This window comes from Thalassotalea castellviae (assembly GCF_031846185.1).
GTDB lineage: Bacteria > Pseudomonadota > Gammaproteobacteria > Enterobacterales > Alteromonadaceae > Thalassotalea_H > Thalassotalea_H castellviae.
In genome coordinates this window covers 352,740-371,930 of the sequence record NZ_JAVRIF010000003.1, presented here as the reverse complement: position 1 = coordinate 371,930, position 19,191 = coordinate 352,740, and the positions used below count along the sequence as shown (strand labels likewise).

The window sequence follows — 19,191 nt, the reverse complement described above, 5'->3', positions numbered from 1 at the left end:
AGTGAAGCCTCAATGTTACACCCTACACCTTCACAAGAATAATCCCCCGATGAAGCAACAATTAACAATTCATTAATTTATCCTATCTCTTTTACAGCACTAGAAAGCCAATTAATACACTGTTAGAATCTAGCCAAGTTAATTTTTAGAGAACATGAGAAAAATTTAAGATGGGCAGAGCTTACCAAAACCGTAAATTATCAATGGCCAAAACCGCTGGCGCTAAAACTAAAGTCTATTCTAAATACGGAAAAGCAATTTATGTTTGCGCTAAAAATGGCGGATTAGATCCTGAAGGAAACTTAGCGTTACGTGGTTTGATCGATAAAGCGAAAAAAGACCAAGTACCTACTCATGTTATTGAAAATGCAATAAAAAAAGCATCAGGTGCGGGTGGAGAAGATTATGCTGAAGCTCGTTATGAAGGTTTTGGGCCTGGTAACTGTATGGTGATCATCGATTGTTTAACTGACAATGGTAACCGTACCATAAAAGATGTTCGTCAATGTTTTACAAAAACAAATTCTAAAATTGGTTCTACCGGCACTGTTTCACATATGTTTGATCATCAAGCAGTGTTTGCTTTTAAAGGCGAAGATGACGAGTCAGTATTAGAAAACTTGATGATGGCTGATATCGATGTAACTGATGTTGAATTAGAAGACGGCATTATTACTGTTCACGCCCCACATACCGAATTTTTTAAGATCAAAACAGAATTTGCCAACAGCATGCCAGAATATGATCTTGAAGTTGAAGAAATCACTTGGGTTCCGCAAACATATACCGAGATTACCGGCGAAGAAGATACTGCTAACTTTGAAAAATTCATTGCTATGTTAGATGATTGCGATGATGTACAAAACGTTTATCACAACGCTGAATTGCCCGAAGAGTAAAACAATTATTATTTTTTGAGTCATAAAATGACGTTTTTAAAAGCACCTTTACGGTGCTTTTTTTATTCGTCTAATAACTTAAATAATATTTGTTCACATTCAGTGGTAGTCATTTGCTTAGGGACAGGATATTCACAATATGCTTCTTTAATCGCACGCTTGGCTAATAATGGAATATCTTGCTTTTTAAGTTCAGAAAATGTCTTTTGAATATTCAAGGTATTATTTAATGTTTTAACCGCTTGAATAAACAATTGAGCAGCTTCGGTTTCATTTTCATGCTGTTTAGCTATCCCTAAATGATAAGCTATCTGTGCATATTGTTGATACGCTTTTTCACATGAAAAACTTAACACATGAGGTAATAATACCGCGTTAGCTAAGCCATGAGGTATATGATAAAAACCGCCTAACTGATGCGCAATAGCATGCACATAACCAATGGAAGTGCGAGTAAATGCTACGCCAGCATAATAACTTGCCAATGACATTTCTGCTCGAGCGGTTAAGTTTCCACCTTGTTGATACGCTTGGGGCAGATAGGTAAAAATGCGTTGTATCGCCTCTAAACTGTATGATTTAGTTTGCGTCGTCCCATGTAAACCAATATATGATTCAACGGCATGTGTTAACGCGTCGATACCGGTTTCAGCCGTAATCTTTGCCGGTAAGCCAACCATCAATAGCGGATCGATAATCGCGTAATGAGGAACCAAGCATGGATCTATCACAGTAAATTTTTGTTTTTTACTCGGGTCTGTTATCACGGCAACTAAGGTCGCTTCGGAGCCAGTACCTGCAGTAGTTGGAATAGCAATAAATGGCGGTAGTTTTTTACGCACCTTAAATAATCCCGATAACCTTTGAATATTTTTATTTTTAACCACCGAAGCGGCTATTGCTTTACCACAATCAATGACAGAACCACCACCGAGAACAATCACACTGTCACATTGATTTTGCTGATATAAATTGACCCCATGTTCAATTACCGCAATAGTTGGATCAGGAGTTACCTCTTCAAAAACCACATAATGTAGCTGAGCTTTATCTAGATAATCAGTCAATTTTTTCACGATCCCTAAACTAACAAGAGTGCTATCAGTAACAATAAAGGTATTGTTTCTGTTTACATCTTTTAATATTTTAGCCGCTTGACCTAATTCCTCTGGTCCACTGATGAGTTGTGGCAATGGGATGTTAATAAGTCGATTGACATATCGACGAATAAAGATAAATAAAGAATGGATCACAAAAAACTCGTTTGATAGTCGCTGATGTTACCCATCTAACTACGACTGTAAGTGGTTGTCAACTGGTCTAACCATAGCAAGACGCTCTCTATAAAACACCATTGTGTGATCTTTTATATATCCTAGATAATTATTTTTCTGATTTTTTTACGTTTTGCCAAAATTGTTCCAATGTAGCAAGTTGATGCTGTTCGAACGTTTTACCTGAGTTTGCCACTTGTCTTTCCACACCATGAAAGCGCTTAGTGAATTTTTGATTTGCTTTTCTTAACAAGTGTTCGGGATCTTGTTTTGCATGCCGACACAAATTCACTACCGCAAACATTAAGTCGCCTAATTCTTCTGCTAAGCCTTGCTGATCACCAACAAGCTCTTCTTTAACTTCATTCACTTCTTCTTCTATTTTAGCGAAAACATCGTGAATATCATGCCAGTCAAAACCGACATGAGAGCAACGTTTTTGAATTTTAGCCGCTTGCGAAAGCGCCGGTAAATTTTTAGGAATGTCAGCTAAAATACTGATGTTAGCATTTTGATTTCGGCTCTGACGCTCTTTAGCTTTTTCATTCTCCCAATTTTGTTTTATTTCATCCTCAGTAGTTAACTGCTCATTCGCAAAAACATGAGGATGACGACGGATTAACTTTTCACAAATTGCCGCTAATACACTGTCGAAATCAAACTTTTTTTGTTCATTACCCAATTGGCTATAAAAAATCACTTGAAAGAGTAAGTCACCTAACTCTTTTTCTAATTCACTAAAATCATTCTGTTCAACCGCCTCTGTCACAGCATCAGCTACTTCATAAGCTTCTTCAATCGTATGAGGAACAATAGTGGCAAAAGTTTGTTTAAGGTCCCATGGACAACCAGTTTCAGGATCACGAAGTTCGGCCATGATCCAGCGAAGTTTTTCGATGGAAGGTTTGTCATTTAACATGTAAAAATTTTCTCATTCACTGATGATATTCAAATAGCTATAATCGTTTCGCTTCAATAATATCGTCAAGTTGTAATAGCTTACTGATCAAGCGGGTGAGCATTTCATTATTCGCTATTTCTATGGTTAACGACATAATAACAGTTTGGTTACTATGATCTGAACGACTTTCCATCCCCATAATGCTTACCCTTTCATTGGCGATAATCGTCGAGATGTCTCTCACTAACCCTTGTCTATCTACGCAAACAAGCTTCACCGTCACTTGATAATGTTGTGTTGGGTTTTCCCCCCATTGCACTTCAATCTCACGCTCTGGCTGTTGTGTAAGTGAATTAGCTAATTGTTCACAATCTGCTTGATGAACTGAGATCCCACGTCCTTGGGTAATAAAGCCCATAATTTCATCACCCGGTACCGGATGACAACATTTTGCCATATGCGTGAGTAAATTCCCGACTCCTGAAACCGTTATACCATTTGCATCAACGGCGCTTTTAGCTTGATGGTACTGTGGCTTGACTAAACTTTGTGGATCTAACTCAACAGGAGGTTGAGACTTTTCATTTTCTAAAAGAAGATGATTAACCACTTGCTGCAATCGCGCATGACCAGAGCCAATGGCTACATATAAATCATCGACGGTTTTAATATTGAAACGTTTACTGGTTGACAATAAATCAACCTGCATTAAATCATGCTTCAATAACTCTTGTTCGAGTAAGTCTTTGCCTTGCGCAAGATGTTTATCTCGATCTTGAAGTTTAAAAAAGTGTTGCACTTTTGCTCGTGCTCTAGGCGCATGAATATAATGTAAATTAGGGTTTAACCAATCACGACTTGGATTAGGCGTTTTACTGGTTAATATTTCAATTTTATCACCGGTTTTAAGGCGATACGTAAAAGGTACTATCCGACCAAATACTTTAGCGCCAATACAACAATGGCCAACATTTGAGTGAATGTAGTAGGCAAAATCCAGTGGCGTTGATCCATTAGGTAAGTCAACAACATCACCATTGGGTGTAAACACATAAATTCGGTCTTCAAACACTTGGCTGCGAAGCTCTTCAATAAGTTCGCCACTTTCAGTAACATCTTCTTGCCATTGTAAAATTTTACGAAGCCAACTGACTTTTTCATCAAAACCGCTGGTTTTTCCGTGCGCCGAGCCTTCTTTATATCGCCAATGTGCCGCGACACCTAATTCGGCATCATCATGCATTTGCTTCGTTCTAATTTGTACTTCAACAGATTTACCTTCTGGTCCCAAAACCACTGTATGTATCGACTGATAACCGTTAGGTTTTGGTGTGGCAACATAATCATCAAACTCTTTCGGTAAATGCTGCCAATTAGTATGAACAATTCCTAATGCGCCATAACAGTCTTGTAGTTTTTCAACAACGATACGAACCGCTCTCACGTCATATAATTGCTCAAAATCCAGTGATTTTTGCTGCATTTTTTTCCAGATACTATAAATATGTTTAGGGCGACCATAGACTTCCCCCTGAATATTTAAATCCGCTAATTGCTGAGACAGATTACTCACAAAATCAACCATGTACTGTTCACGATCTAAACGTTTTTCATCCAATAATTTGGCTATTTTTTTGTAAACACTTGGATGTAAATAACGGAATGAGATATCTTCTAATTCCCACTTTAACTGGCCAATACCTAATCTATTCGCTAATGGTGCGTAAATATTAGCGGTTTCTTTGGCGACAATAACGCGGGACTCTTCATCGGTATTTTTTACAAGTCGTAATTGACATAAACGTTCAGCTAATTTAATCACCACAGCACGCACATCTTCAACCATAGCAAGTAACATTTTACGAATGTTATCTACCTGATTTACAGAGACTTTATTTGACTGACTTTGTCGTAAAGCTTTAATTGCCTCCATTTGTGCAACGCCTTTGCATAATAGAAAAACAGAATCGGAATATTGCTCTTCTACATCAGTTAACGAGATGTAGTCATATTCAATTAATGGGATCAAAAAAGCGGCAGCTAACGAGTCTTTATCGAGGTTAAGGCTTGCAAGAATTTCAACCATTTCTAGCGATTTTGTCTGACATTGCTCATCTATTTCATGATGAACTTTATTTTCAGACCAGATGTTTTCTAGTATTTGACATTTCTCTTTGCTGATTTCAAGTGATAATAACCATTGCTCAAAACTTGTTTGGGTCATTTGATGAGATTTTCGAACCGAAACCATGCGACATCCTGTGTTTTTACTATTGTAGAAATAAAGAAAAAGTTAACGAACAAACAATACCATAGTCTCAATATGCTTTGTGTGTGAAAACATATCGATTAAAGAAATTTTTTCAATTTTATAGCCTTGGCTTAATAAAAGTTGACTATCTTTTGCTAACGTTGCGGGATCACAACTTACATACAACAACTGCGGTATTTTTAATTTTACCAGTTGAGCTATCGCTTTATAAGCGCCAGCACGGGCAGGATCGATCAACACTTTGGTATAGGTTTCATTTTTCCAAGGGTAAGACTGCCAATCATTATTGAGATCTGCTTGATAAAATTGACAATTCGTTAATTGATTTGCTTGAGCGTTTTGTTGTGCTTGCACAACCATTTCATCAACACCTTCGACACCTACAACCCTGTTAACTCTTTTCGCCAGTGGTAAACTAAAATTGCCTAACCCACAAAATAAATCAAGGACAGTATCTTGCGGTGTTAAGGCTAACCATGCCATGGCCATAGCAACCATTTTAGTGTTTATTTGATGGTTTACCTGAATAAAATTATCCGGATTAAATGTGATGTTGATATCAGTATCAATTTGATAACTTAATTCTTCACAAGTGGTTAGCGGTAAAATTGACTGCCCATCATCCACCATAATTTGGCATTGATGTTGTTGAGCAAAGACCAACCAAAGCGCTCGATCTTGTACTGACATTTTTACTAATTGTCTAATTATCAACGTATTAACATTAGAAGCAATGATTTCAATATGTCCAATGGGGTTTTTACCTGATACGGCTGCAATAAGTACATTTAGTGAATAAAATAGCGAATCGAATGGCTCAACTAACACAGGGCATGTTTTAATCGCCACTAATTGATTACTGGCCTTTTGTCTAAAACCAATAGTTGCTTGGCCTTTTTTATTATATTGCACACCAATACGAGCTTTACGGCGATAATGCCATTCTTGATCGGTTATCGGTGTCTGCCATGGCAGTTCACGCTTTATTTTCAACGATTGATTGTTTGACTGCCTCCCTTGAATAACTTCATTTCGGGCAAAGAGTTCGGTAATTTTTTGCTGTTTAAATGACAATTGCTCTTCAGATGCCAAATGCTGTATATCGCAACCACCACAACGAGCAAAGTGCTGACATCTCGGTTTTACCCGATGTTCTGCCGCTGTGACTATTTCAACCAGCTTACCGCGATAGTATTTACTTTTTTGTTCAATGACTTTAGCCACCACGGTTTCTGAAGGCAATGCGCCATCAATAAAAATGTTTTTTTGTTGATAGTGAGCAACTCCACATCCATTAGCATCTAAACGAGAAATATTTACGGTGCATTGTTGACCCAGTTTTTGGGTTTTCGGGGTTACTTTAAAGAAATTTGCCACAAAAATTGAGACCTATTGTTAAGCGCTATAAATTTACTTGCTGATGTGCCATTATAATGCCAATTATACTAAAAATCTTCACGAAATCTTGGCATTAAGAGTCTCACATTAAATGTATAAATTAAGCCTAAAAGACTGGGTTATTTTACTAACAATAGTACCGACTACTATCATTGGTTTTAGTATTGCTAGTTATTTTTCTTATAGCCGTTATGTTGAGCTTAATACCCACCTAAGTGATCGTGCTCGAAGTATTATTGAACCTCTAGCGATAGCAACCACAGAAGCCGTTATTAATACTGACAGAGAAAAATTAAGACATTTAGTGGGTTTTACCCATCGTACCCAATCTTCGATTATTAAAAGTATAACCATTTTTTCGAAAGATAATCAGGTACTTGTTGCTAGTGCCTACAATGGTGATACTGAACTGATGCGTATTGATGCTGGCGAACAAATTCCGTTAACCACTTCTTCTGTATTTACGGACGATTACATTATTTTTCGCACTCCCATTATTGATGAAAAAAGTGATGATGAAGTGATCTCTACTACTTCATCGGCTCAAGTTATCGTTGGTTACATTGCCATGCAAATCAATAAGAATCACATCAAACTTGCTCAGCAAAGTCAGATCATGATGGCTTATGCAATAGCGTTATTTGGCGTTTTGATCAGTGCCTTTTTCTCAACAAGACTTATTAAAAGCTTTACACGCCCTATTACTTCTATGGTGCAAGCGGTTGACCGCATACGAGAAGGTAAGCTGGAAAGCCGTGTTACTGGCCAACTAATTGGTGAATTAAATTTTCTTAAAAATGGTGTGAATGCCATGGCGGAATCTTTAGGAGATTATCATGATGAGATGCAACAAAGTATCGATCAAGCCACCATTGATTTAAGAGAAAGCCTTGAGCAATTTGAAATTCAAAACGTTGAGTTAGATATTGCCAAGCGAAAGGCGCAAGAAGCCAATAAAGTAAAATCTGAGTTTCTAGCGAACATGAGTCATGAATTAAGAACGCCGTTAAATGGCGTGATCGGTTTTACTCGACAAGTGTTAAAAACCCCATTATCAGATACCCAACGCGATTATTTACAAACGATTGAACGTTCTGCCGCGAATTTATTAGCAATCATCAATGATATTCTTGATTTTTCAAAGCTAGATGCAGGTAAAATGGTCATTGAAAAAATTCCTTTTTCAATGCGAGAAACGGTAGAAGAAACCATTACATTATTAGCGCCTGGTGCGCATAAAAAGAATATAGAACTTTCTTTAAGAATTGCACCGCAAATACCTGATTCGTTAATTGGCGATGCTATGCGCATTAAACAAGTCATCATTAATTTAGCGAGCAACGCAATTAAATTTACCGATAAAGGTTGTGTTAATATTGATATCGATAAAGCCGATGTTGATGAAAATAAAGCCACGTTAAAAGTAACGGTCAATGATACCGGGATTGGTATGAATACCTCTCAACAAGCGTCTATATTTGAAGCTTTTGGGCAAGCAGATCAAAGCGTGACACGTTTATATGGTGGTACAGGCCTAGGGTTAGTGATTTCACAACGGCTCGTAAAAGAAATGAAGGGAGAAATTAATTTTATCAGTGATGAAAAAAATGGCTCAACCTTTTGGTTTACCTTTCAATGTGAAATTAATCCTATTCCAGATGATGCTTTTTTATACCCTGCGTCATTGGCAAACAAAACTATTCTATATTTTGAACCACACACTCATAGCAGAATAGCAACCAGTGAAATATTAGAAAGCTGGAATATGAAAGTATTTCCGGTGATCAGCCTCGAAGAAATTAGTAATGCCTTAGCAAAAGGCAATACCTTCGACTTTGCATTAATTGCCCATGATATAACCCCAACGGCTTTAAATGAATTAAAGCAATTGATTGTTTCTATCAAAGAGAACATCCCATCCATTCATTTAGCCATCAATAGTAATTCGCCTAACTTACAAGAAGCGTTAATGGCTGTGGGGTCAAGTAGCTGTTTAAGTAAACCATTAACCCCGGAAAGACTTTGTAAAGCACTAACGCCTCAACATTTTGATTTTGCTCACTCACTGACTGAAGTGTTAGAAAATAAAATAGATATTAAAGTACTTGCCGTTGATGATAATGAAGCAAACTTAAAACTTATTAATGCTTTATTACGAGAACAAGTACGTGAAGTAGTTACCGCAAAAGATGGTCAAGAAGCTCTAGAGTTATGTATGAATGAGAATTTCGCGATCATTTTTATGGATATTCAAATGCCAATCATGGATGGGATTTCCGCGTTGAAACATATAAAGTCTCAAACCTTCAATGATCGAACTCCCATTATAGCCGTGACTGCTCATGCCCTAAGCGATGAAAAAGACAAACTGCTTAAAGAGGGCTTTAACTCTTACATGACTAAACCTATTGATGAAAGCATGTTACGCCATATTATTTATGAATACTGTGATATTCGCCTGTTAGGCCGTCACACTACAAATGTCAGCCATATTCAAAATAACTTTGCTGACGAACTTGAGGTATCACAAAAACCATTAAAACCAGCCAAACTTAAAGATAATCAAAATCCTATTGTACAAATATTTGAGCATTCAACCGTTATTAACTGGCCAGATGCCATGAATAAAGCCGGTAGAAAACCACAATTAGCAAGAGATATGCTTGAAGGTTTAGTAGAGAGCTTACCGGAAACAAAATTAACCATATCAGAAGCTTTAACGGCTCAAGATATTGACCGATTAAAAGAGTTTATACATAAGCTTAATGGAGCATGCTGTTACACTGGTGTACCTGATCTTGGGAAAATAGTACATCAAATAGAAACCCAACTGAAAAGCGGTAGTGGCATTGATGATTTAGAACCTGAATTTTTTGAACTGTTTGAACATATTGAACGAGTGTCGAGTTTAGCGGATGAAGCATTTGCTGAAATAGATAAATTATTAGAAAAAAATTATTCATAAAACCAAAATGGTGTATTCACGACTCTGATTAAGCTTGACTAAATAAAAATCAAAAAATGTCAAAGCTAGTAATATTTACAATGACTATATTATCGAATTTTAATATCTGGAGAAGTATTAATGTCACCATCTTCACTAATAACAGCCACCCCTCCATTGCATAATAAAACGGCAATACTTTTACCATTCTCATTTCTAACAAAGGCTAATTCATAACCAAATTTACCTAGACTACTGGCTGAAAATTTTTGTGCTAAAGATAGCTTTGACCACCAAACAGATTGCTCAGGAGCCTCACTTCTTCGATCAACGGTAGGAAGTTTTTGTGACTGCATAACACATTACCCGTATAAATTTTATACACAATTTATTTCAGTATAGTTTAAATTTTAGGTTTTAGCAGGTTAAAATAGTTACTGGTTGATGAGTGTTTGATAAATCAAGAAATTTACTTTGATAAAACAACAAAAGCCGTCGCATAGTCTTTTTCATCAGATAAAGAAATATGCCAAGAATTTGCTTGAAGTGATTTTGCTTTATTCAATGCAACTTCAGTTAAAATCAATTGCGGTTGGCCACTAGCCAGTGATGCAATTTCGAAATGCTGAAACGATACACCTTCCGCAATTCCAGTACCTAAGGCTTTCGCTGCGGCTTCTTTTCCTGCCCATCGTTTGGCTAAATAAGAAATGTGAAACTTTAAGGTTTTGTAATAACGATATTCGTTTGGCGTTAATATTCTTAATGCCAAACGCTCTAACGCCTGCTCATTCATAGCAGCAAGGCGCTTAATTTGTACGATATCGTTACCAATACCAACAACAGACATACAGTTATGCTCTTCTAGCTTCTAACATTAACTGTTTCATATCTCTGACAGCTTTATCTAAACCGTCAATGGCAGCACGAGCGATAATCGCATGACCAATATTAAGTTCAATAATTTCAGGAATGGCCGCGATTGGTTTAACATTGAAATAGGTTAGTCCATGACCAGCGTTTACTTTCAAACCTTGCTGATGGGCATATTCAATCCCTTCAATAAGTCTCGTTAACGCTTGTTGTTGTTCAGTTTCAGTAACAGCATCTGCGTAATGACCGGTATGAATTTCAATATAAGGTGCTTTACTTGCAACAGCAGCATCTATTTGTTTTATATCGGCATCAATAAATAAACTGGTTTGTACACCGGCTTGTTCAAGTTGATGAACGGCTTGATTAATTTTAGCTTGTTGACCTGCAACATCTAAGCCCCCTTCTGTAGTGAGTTCTTGACGTTTTTCAGGAACCAAACAACAAAAAACAGGCTTAACTTCACAAGCAATGGCAAGCATTTCATCCGTAACAGCCATCTCTAAATTCATCCGTGTTTGTAAGGTTTCTTTCATGACGTAAACATCTCTGTCTTGAATATGACGTCGATCTTCGCGTAAATGAATTGTGATGCCGTCTGCACCAGCATGCTCTGCTACAGACGCAGCATGGACTGGATCAGGGTAAGTGGTGCCTCTGGCTTGTCGTAACGTTGCTATATGATCTACATTTACACCTAATAAAATATCACTCATGAATGTTCTCTATCTTTTTTTAAATAATTGGCGACTATTTAACGGTTTACCACCAAGTAAATGATTAATAATTTGTCGCATTAATACTTTATGGGTTTTTCTTACTTCCAGATCACTAAAGTCTTGGTTATTTATCGCGACTAAATGCGCTTTGCAATAACGTGGTTGAGTTAAGTTTTCAACGACAGGGATAAAACCTTGCTCTGGTAAGTAATAAAATTGTTCATCTTGCTCATTGAGCACAGAAAAATCAATAGTTAAACCTAGCTCTTCTAATAAGGAATTCTCAAACCGCCTTAATATCGGCTCTATCGATTTTTTTTCCGCCAACTGGACTAAACAATGTTTATACAGTCCGTATAAGTTTTCATAAGGGACATGTTCCCCGAGTAAACGTACTTGTAATTCGTTTAAATAAAAGCCACTGTATAAGTGATCACTGGTCAATAAAAATGACTTACTACTAACTTCTATACGATTAAGCGTTTTTAAATTGCCTTTACCTTTAAGGACAATAATTAAAGGAGTAAATGGTTGTAATAATGCTTTTTTGTTAGATTTTAGGGAAGTACCCACATAGACAATTGCAGATACTTTTCCGTTTAACTCTGTGAGAAATTCAGCGATAACCTGATTATCACGAAGTGGTCGTGAATGTAATAAAAAGGCATGTTGCTCAAGCTCTTTCATTGCTTACATTAACAACTCAAATCTAGCCTGAATAATCATCGCCATACCCTAAGCTGCGTAAAGCTCTTTCATCATCTGCCCAACCCGATTTTACTTTCACCCAAGATTCGAGGAACACTTGCTGTTCAAACATTTCCTCCATATCTCTACGCGCTTCTTGGCCAATGGTTTTCAGGCGCTCACCTTTATTGCCAATGACCATACGTTTTTGGCTATTACGTTCCACTAAAATCAAGGCATTAATATGTAGAATACCTTTTTCATCTACTTTAAATTGCTCTATTTCTACTGTCGTTGAATACGGTAATTCATCACCAGTAAAGCGCATTAATTTTTCACGGATTATTTCAGATGCCATAAATCGACTTGAGCGATCTGTGATGTGATCTTCAGAAAACCAAAAGTCACTTTCAGGTAAAGCTTTAAAACAAATTTCACGAATTTTATCGACATTATCCCCTTTACTCGCCGAGATAGGCACAATATCAGTAAAATTATGTTTTTCACCTAGCTTTTGTAAATGCGGTAACAATGCTTCTTTATCTTGCACATTATCAATTTTATTGATGATTAAAACGCACGGTGCGCCACTATTTTTTACTTTATTTAAAACAAGTTCGTCATCCGCAGTCCAATGGGTGCCTTCCACTAAAAATAGAATTTGCTCTACTTCCGCAATAGAACTACTTGCCGCACGATTCATCAAACGGTTAATCGCTTTTTTCTCATCGATATGTAAGCCTGGGGTATCGACTAGTACGGCTTGATGATTATCTTCGGTTAATATACCTAAAATACGATGACGTGTTGTTTGTGGTTTGCGCGAAGTAATACTAATTTTTTGACCTAGCATGCTATTTAATAAAGTCGATTTACCAACATTAGGGCGACCTACAATAGCAATGAGTCCGCAATGAGTACTTTGTGTCATGATTTTTTACTCGTTCGTTTACCTTTGGCATTATTCGCTAAAATAATTTCTAGGACTTTTTCTGCGGCTGATTGCTCCGCTTTACGGCGACTTGTGCCTTTGGTAATCACTTCATTATCGATTTCTGAAGTAGTACAACGCACGGTAAATTCTTGGTTATGGGATTGCCCCGTAGTATCAATCACTTCATATATAGGCAAAGCTATTTTTCGTCCTTGCAAATATTCTTGTAAACGGGTTTTGGGATCTTTTTGAGCTTGACCTGGTTTAATAGCATTCAGGCGTTGTTCAAACCATGACAAAATAAGCGACTTACACGTCGCCATATCTGAATCGATATATATTGCACCAATAATAGCTTCTACCGCATCTTCAAGAATAGAGTCTCTTCTATGACCACCACTTTTGAGTTCACCAGGCCCTAAAATTAAATAGTCGCCTAAATTAAAACCACGCGCCACTTCTGCCAACGTGACTCCTTTAACAAGGCTAGAACGCATTCGAGTTAAATCGCCTTCGTTTTCTTGTGGAAACTTATCATAAAGTGTTTCAGCAATAACAAAGCCCAAAATAGAATCACCTAAAAATTCAAGCCTTTCATTATGATCCCCTTTAGCACTTCGATGGGTTAAAGCTTGGATCAATAAAGTTGGCTCTTGAAAACGATAGCCAAGTTTTTTAGATAATTGATTAATCGCAAGGGCATTACTATTTATCATTAATGAATACTACCTAAGCGTTCAAAGCGGACTCCTGTAGGAACCCAACGGGGTAAGAAACTCGAATCGTCACGTTCGAAATCAAAACTCATCCAGATAAAAACTGCTTCACCGACTAAGTTTTCTTCAGGAACAAATCCCCAGAATCGGCCATCTAAACTATTGTCGCGGTTATCACCCATCACAAAATAATGCCCTTCTGGCACAACAAATTCATCCCGTTGTGAACCTGACTGTTTATAATAATGTGCTGTACGTGGCAATATTTGATTATTGACTAAAATATCATGCGTTTTATTAGGCATAGCTGAGGTATAGCGAGTCAACTCTACATTGCCATCACTGTAATCACCGTTACTCACAAAGGTCGTTTCTACTTGTTTGAATTCATTACATTCTGTTTTGGCTTCAGTGCAGGCAGATTTGATATATAACGATTTATTGCGATAAATGATTCGATCGCCAGGCAAACCTATCACCCGCTTAATATAATCAACTTTCGTATCTATCGGATATTTAAACACCACAACATCGCCGCGCTCAGGTAATCCTACCTCAACAAATTTATTACGCGCTACCGGATCACGTAAGCCATAATTAAACTTATTGACTAAAATGAAATCCCCGTCAAGTAACGTTGGCATCATTGAGCCTGATGGGATCTGAAAAGGTTCATATAAAAAAGAACGCAAAATTAAGACAAACGCAATAACCGGAAAAATTTGTACCGGAGTATCAATAAAAACAGGAATCGCTAAGATTTTCTCTTTAACGTCTTCACTAAGTTCACCCTCACACTGCGCTTGTGCAGTTGCTAATTTTAACTTACGTTGTGGTAATAAAACGTATCTGTCATATAACCAAATAACGCCACAAACCGAAGTAAGAACTACTAAAAATATTGAAAAATAAACAGCCATGCTTTCCCTATTAATTCTCTAATTTAAGTACGGCTAAAAACGCTTCTTGAGGTACTTCAACATTACCTACTTGTTTCATACGTTTTTTACCTTCTTTTTGTTTCTGTAATAATTTCTTCTTACGAGAAATATCACCACCGTAACATTTAGCGGTTACATTTTTACGAAGTTGTTTTACCGTGGTTCGTGCGATAACGTTATTGCCAATAGCAGCTTGAATTGCAATATCAAACATTTGGCGATGAATAAGTTCTTTTAATTTTTCAACTAACATACGGCCACGAGACACTGAGTTCGTTCTGTGGGTGATCATTGCTAATGCATCAACGCGATCTCCGTTGATCATCACATCAACACGTACCATATCCGCAGCTTCAAAACGAACAAAGTGATAATCAAGAGAAGCATAACCTCTACTGGTTGACTTTAACTTATCAAAAAAGTCCATCACTACTTCTGCCATCGGTAACTCGTACGTGACAGCCACTTGATTGCCATGATAAATAATATCTTTTTGGACACCACGTTTTTCGATACATAAGGTAATTACATTACCTAAATGTTCTTGTGGTACTAAAATATTAGCTTGGACAATTGGCTCGCGGATCTCATCGATATTATTAATCGGTGGTAAATCACCAGGATTATCAATGGATAAAATTTCACCATCAGTACAAGCAATCTCATAATTTACCGTTGGTGCAGTGGTAATTAAATCAAGATCATATTCTCTTGCTAAACGCTCTTGAATAATTTCCATGTGCAGCATACCCAGGAAACCAATGCGGAAACCAAAACCAAGTGCCGATGAGTTTTCAGGTTCGAACACTAACGATGCATCATTTAGACTTAATTTATTTAACGCGTCTCTAAAATTTTCATAGTCATCTGAGCTAATAGGGAAAATACCCGCATAGACTTGTGGTTGTACTTTTTTAAAGCCAGGTAATTGCTCAGCAGCTTCTTTTTTGGCAATGGTAATAGTATCACCAACAGGTGCACCATGTATTTCTTTGATACCTGCAATGATAAAACCAACTTCACCGGTTTTTAATACTCCAGTATCTGTTTGTTTTGGCGTGAAAATACCTACTTTATCAATAATATGGGTTTGTCCTGTTGACATCACCACCATTTTATCGCCTTTTTTAACTTCACCGTTCATCACTCGAACCAATGAAACTACGCCTTGGTAATTATCAAACCAAGAATCAATAATCAACGCTTGGAGATTAGCCGAAGGGTCGCCTTCTGGCGGAGGGATATTTTCAACAATCGTTTCTAAAACATCTTCAATACCAATGCCTGTTTTAGCCGAACATTGTACTGCGCCTGTCGCGTCAATACCGATAATATCTTCGATTTCTTCACTAACTCGGTCAGGATCTGCTTGCGGTAAGTCAATTTTATTTAAAATCGGCAATACTTCTAGATCCATTTCAATCGCGGTATAACAGTTGGCAACTGTTTGTGCTTCAACACCTTGGCCAGCATCAACAACAAGCAATGCTCCCTCACATGAAGCGAGCGAGCGAGATACTTCATAAGAGAAATCAACATGACCTGGCGTGTCGATAAAGTTTAACTGATATGTTTCACCATCTTTTGCTAGGTAATCTAACGTGACACTTTGTGCTTTAATGGTAATACCACGTTCACGTTCAATATCCATAGAATCAAGAACTTGTGCTGCCATTTCTCGGTCTTGTAACCCGCCACAATGCTGGATCAAACGATCAGATAGTGTCGACTTACCATGGTCAATATGGGCAATAATAGAAAAATTTCGGATATGTTTCATAGATGAAAATTCAGTTAAACGTTTTATAAAATCAATAGTGGCGAGATTTTAGCTAATTTAGCCTCTTGGGGCTATCTTTTGTTGAATATTAATAACGATAATCGAGGAAAGTTAGGTTAATTTAATGATTAAGATTTGATAAAAGCTTTGAAACTAAGCTATCAATCCTTTTTATTTGTTGGTAAAACATCTATTAAGGTAGGATGCCACTCGGGTTTATCACGCATAATAAATTGTTGTCTTTTAGCGAGAAAATACCCCAAATAGCCACCCAAAATAGCCATTGGCAAGGCCCACAATTCATGCGATATCAAGTTAGCGTCAAGTAAAGATTGGCCTAAAAAGCTACCTATAAACAGGCCGATTAAAGGCCAGATATATACTTGCCAAGCTGCTGATAACAATAGTTTTTCTGACAAACCAATTATAACTCGATCCCCGACTTTTACCGATAATTCAGATCTGACGGTGTAAGTCGTCTTTTTCTGAGGAAACGCTTTCGCTATTTGGCCACTTCCGCAGGACTCTAATTGCTGACAACCACTACAGGTAGACTTGACGATACTTTCGACCGTCACGCTATCTTGTGTTATTGCAGTCACCCGAGCCTCTTCTTTAATCATGGTTGAGGCCTAACTAATAACGTTACCGAATCTGCTATTTTTTTCGCTGTTAAGGAAGGTATTTTGCCAACAACACTCACTTCTATACCATTTACTACTTGACTCAGTGCAACTGTTGCTCCATCCATAACATAATCTACAGAACGCTGTTTTTCTTGGCTTTGAGTCACATAAACTGAAATATCAACCAAACCGTCACCAAATAAAATAAATTCTACTGGTTGTTTTGTCGAAGCAATTCGATGACGATTAGCATTAATTTTTTCAAAGCCAGCAGGAAGCCAATTTACTTTCCATGATAATTTTTGTTGCTGGTAACCATGTGGAATATCAACAACGTTTGGCAATTCAGTGTCTTGTAGCTGTTTCAAACTCTCAGCAGGTTGTTCTGTAATATCTAAATGAGTAAACTGCACTTGTTCAAGTGGTTGTCCTTTTCCTGTCACAATTGCTAATTTTAATAACAACCCTGTTTTTTCATCCAACCATAACCAATGTCCGTACTTATTAGCTTCTTTAGGGACGATGCGAATAATTTGAGCACTACGCCCTAAAATACGACTTTTACCCACAGGTATAAAATTATAAGTAGTTGATAACGTATGAATATCACCACTTAAAATATTAGGAATTGGACCCGTAAGGTTGGCGGAAAGTACGGAATAAGGCGGTAATTCGGGCTCTATATAACTAATCGTGTTATCTTTTCTAAGCACATCTCGGCGAGGGCCATTAAGTAAAGATAATATTTCTAATTCAACATTTTTATCGGTTACACCATGAAACCAATGATAAGGTTCCGCATGGTTATTTTTAACCACCACAAAAGATGTACTAAAATTTAAGGTTTGTAAAGATTGAGAAAGACGAGCTAGCCATACATCAGCTGTTTCAGGAGATTCGGTCTCAGCAGACCATGCTGAAGAACTTAAGCTCCCCAGCATTAAAAAACAAATTAATAACTTCATTTAACCGGATTGGTAACCTCTTTTTCAGCATTTTCTGCTTTTTCCGCTAATGCTGTAAATTTAAGTTGTTGTTTATGATCTTGTAATAGAGCCTGAAAACGTCGTTGTTGTTCAACCATGGCTTGTTGCTTGGAAGCTCTATCATTTTGTTGATAATTTAAGCTAACTGGCTCAGCTATGCCACCAAAAGGAACAGTTTGAACAATTGGATTAGGAACTAAAGGATCAGTCTCTGCAACATTTTGTTGGACACCTATCACCATTAATCCGGCGGCAGATGCGGCAATAGCAACTTGTCCAAATGGTTTAGAAAATTGTACTACTTTAGCTTTTACAGATTCTGTAAAGCTTGGTTTCGCGATTGGCGCAAGAACGGTAGGCTCTTCAGCAATTGCATTAGCAATACTTGTAGATAAATCAGTATTTAACGAATGAGGTAATTCGTCTCGCATCGCATCACCAATCATATGGTAACGTTGCCAAGTTTCGGACATATGGTTGTCTTTAACTAATTCGTCAAAAACATCATCATTGGTTTGATAATTATCAACTAATGATGAAACTGTCTCAAACTTACTTTCACTCATATATACACCTTAAAAAAACCGATAAAATTAGCGTTGAATTAATGGCCTGATTTTTTTATCTACAGCATCACGTGCTCTAAAAATTCGTGAACGTACTGTGCCAACAGGACATTCCATAATCGTAGCTATTTCTTCGTAACTTAATCCTTCAAGCTCTCGAAGATTTATTGCCGTACGTAAATCTTCTGGTAACTGCTCAATAGTATTAAAAATTACACTCTTAATTTCTTTGGTTAATAATAACTTTTCAGGTGATGCATTTTCTCTTAGCGCATCACCAGCATCATAAATCTCTGCATCTTCAATTTCAACATCTGATCCTGGCGGTTTTCTGCCACTGGCAACCATATGGTTTTTAGCGCAGTTAACCGCAATACGATATAACCATGTATAAAAAGCACTATCCCCTCTAAAATTAGGTAAAGCGCGATACGCTTTAATAAATGCTTCTTGTACTATATCTGGAACATCACTATGATTTTTAACATAGCGTGAAACTAAATTTGCCACCTTATGTTGGTACTTTGTAACTAGCAGGTTAAACGCATTTTTATCACCACGTTGCACCCGCTCAACCAAAACTTGGTCGACATTTTGTTCGCTCATCCGAGCCAATACTCCTAAAACTCGTTAACTTTTCAATTTGGCTCATAGCAAACACATCAAGTAGGACTA

At 37.2% G+C, this 19,191-nt stretch carries 18 protein-coding genes; 2 read left to right on the top strand and 16 right to left on the bottom strand.

Features of this window, described 5'->3' with window-relative positions; all coding sequences use genetic code 11:
- Positions 1-170: 170 nt before the first annotated feature.
- Positions 171-899: a YebC/PmpR family DNA-binding transcriptional regulator gene (locus RM573_RS08010; RefSeq protein ID WP_311579872.1), complete on the top strand. Its 729-nt coding sequence runs from the start codon at positions 171-173 to the stop codon at positions 897-899.
- A gap of 62 nt (positions 900-961) precedes the next feature.
- Here the strand turns inward: RM573_RS08010 and RM573_RS08005 are convergent, their stop codons facing one another.
- The 4 genes from RM573_RS08005 to rlmD all read right to left on the bottom strand — a co-directional run bounded on the left by RM573_RS08005 (position 962) and on the right by rlmD (position 6,723).
- Entirely contained in the window at positions 962-2,152 is a 1,191-nt protein-coding gene (locus RM573_RS08005) for an iron-containing alcohol dehydrogenase (RefSeq protein WP_311579869.1), read from the bottom strand.
- Positions 2,153-2,282: 130 nt separating this feature from the next.
- A complete protein-coding gene (gene mazG, locus RM573_RS08000) occupies positions 2,283-3,092 on the bottom strand; it encodes a nucleoside triphosphate pyrophosphohydrolase (RefSeq protein ID WP_311579866.1) in 810 nt (269 codons plus the stop codon).
- 37 nt (positions 3,093-3,129) lie between these two features.
- Entirely contained in the window at positions 3,130-5,325 is a 2,196-nt protein-coding gene (relA, locus tag RM573_RS07995; protein WP_311579864.1) for a GTP diphosphokinase, read from the bottom strand.
- Positions 5,326-5,367: 42 nt separating this feature from the next.
- The gene (gene rlmD, locus RM573_RS07990) at positions 5,368-6,723 is read right to left on the bottom strand and encodes a 23S rRNA (uracil(1939)-C(5))-methyltransferase RlmD (protein ID WP_311579862.1); all 1,356 of its coding nucleotides are present in this window, start codon (positions 6,721-6,723) and stop codon (positions 5,368-5,370) included.
- A gap of 112 nt (positions 6,724-6,835) precedes the next feature.
- Here rlmD and barA point away from each other — a divergent pair, with 112 nt between their 5' ends.
- Positions 6,836-9,709: a two-component sensor histidine kinase BarA gene (barA, locus tag RM573_RS07985; RefSeq protein ID WP_311579858.1), complete on the top strand. Its 2,874-nt coding sequence runs from the start codon at positions 6,836-6,838 to the stop codon at positions 9,707-9,709.
- Between the two features lie 89 nt (positions 9,710-9,798).
- Here barA and RM573_RS07980 read toward each other — a convergent pair whose 3' ends face one another.
- The 12 genes from RM573_RS07980 to rpoE all read right to left on the bottom strand — a co-directional run bounded on the left by RM573_RS07980 (position 9,799) and on the right by rpoE (position 19,122).
- Positions 9,799-10,044, bottom strand: coding sequence for a hypothetical protein (locus RM573_RS07980; RefSeq protein ID WP_311579855.1), 246 nt, complete (start codon positions 10,042-10,044; stop codon positions 9,799-9,801).
- A 113-nt stretch (positions 10,045-10,157) separates the two neighbouring features.
- Positions 10,158-10,538 carry a holo-ACP synthase gene (gene acpS / locus RM573_RS07975; RefSeq protein ID WP_311579852.1) on the bottom strand — a complete coding sequence of 127 codons (381 nt, stop codon included), beginning with the start codon at positions 10,536-10,538 and terminating at the stop codon, positions 10,158-10,160.
- Positions 10,539-10,542: 4 nt separating this feature from the next.
- The gene (pdxJ, locus tag RM573_RS07970; protein ID WP_311579849.1) at positions 10,543-11,277 is read right to left on the bottom strand and encodes a pyridoxine 5'-phosphate synthase; all 735 of its coding nucleotides are present in this window, start codon (positions 11,275-11,277) and stop codon (positions 10,543-10,545) included.
- Positions 11,278-11,286: 9 nt separating this feature from the next.
- Positions 11,287-11,967, bottom strand: a complete 681-nt coding sequence (gene recO / locus RM573_RS07965; RefSeq protein ID WP_311579845.1) for a DNA repair protein RecO — start codon at positions 11,965-11,967, stop codon at positions 11,287-11,289.
- Positions 11,968-11,989: 22 nt separating this feature from the next.
- Positions 11,990-12,898: a GTPase Era gene (gene era / locus RM573_RS07960; protein ID WP_311579842.1), complete on the bottom strand. Its 909-nt coding sequence runs from the start codon at positions 12,896-12,898 to the stop codon at positions 11,990-11,992.
- On the bottom strand, positions 12,895-13,617 hold the full coding sequence (gene rnc / locus RM573_RS07955; RefSeq protein ID WP_311579839.1) for a ribonuclease III: 723 nt from the start codon (positions 13,615-13,617) through the stop codon (positions 12,895-12,897). The genes era and rnc overlap by 4 nt, the downstream gene beginning before the upstream one ends.
- The gene (gene lepB, locus RM573_RS07950) at positions 13,617-14,537 is read right to left on the bottom strand and encodes a signal peptidase I (protein ID WP_311579836.1); all 921 of its coding nucleotides are present in this window, start codon (positions 14,535-14,537) and stop codon (positions 13,617-13,619) included. Before lepB ends, rnc begins: the two co-directional genes overlap by 1 nt.
- Positions 14,538-14,547: 10 nt before the next feature.
- Positions 14,548-16,338 (bottom strand): translation elongation factor 4, encoded by a 1,791-nt coding sequence (gene lepA / locus RM573_RS07945; protein ID WP_311579832.1) that lies wholly within the window; start codon positions 16,336-16,338, stop codon positions 14,548-14,550.
- A 161-nt stretch (positions 16,339-16,499) separates the two neighbouring features.
- Positions 16,500-16,961: a SoxR reducing system RseC family protein gene (locus RM573_RS07940; RefSeq protein ID WP_311579829.1), complete on the bottom strand. Its 462-nt coding sequence runs from the start codon at positions 16,959-16,961 to the stop codon at positions 16,500-16,502.
- On the bottom strand, positions 16,958-17,929 hold the full coding sequence (locus RM573_RS07935; protein WP_311579825.1) for a MucB/RseB C-terminal domain-containing protein: 972 nt from the start codon (positions 17,927-17,929) through the stop codon (positions 16,958-16,960). The genes RM573_RS07940 and RM573_RS07935 overlap by 4 nt, the downstream gene beginning before the upstream one ends.
- On the bottom strand, positions 17,926-18,516 hold the full coding sequence (locus RM573_RS07930; RefSeq protein WP_311579822.1) for a sigma-E factor negative regulatory protein: 591 nt from the start codon (positions 18,514-18,516) through the stop codon (positions 17,926-17,928). The genes RM573_RS07935 and RM573_RS07930 overlap by 4 nt, the downstream gene beginning before the upstream one ends.
- Before the next feature lie 27 nt (positions 18,517-18,543).
- Positions 18,544-19,122: an RNA polymerase sigma factor RpoE gene (gene rpoE, locus RM573_RS07925; RefSeq protein ID WP_311579819.1), complete on the bottom strand. Its 579-nt coding sequence runs from the start codon at positions 19,120-19,122 to the stop codon at positions 18,544-18,546.
- Between the last annotated feature and the right edge of the window lie 69 nt (positions 19,123-19,191).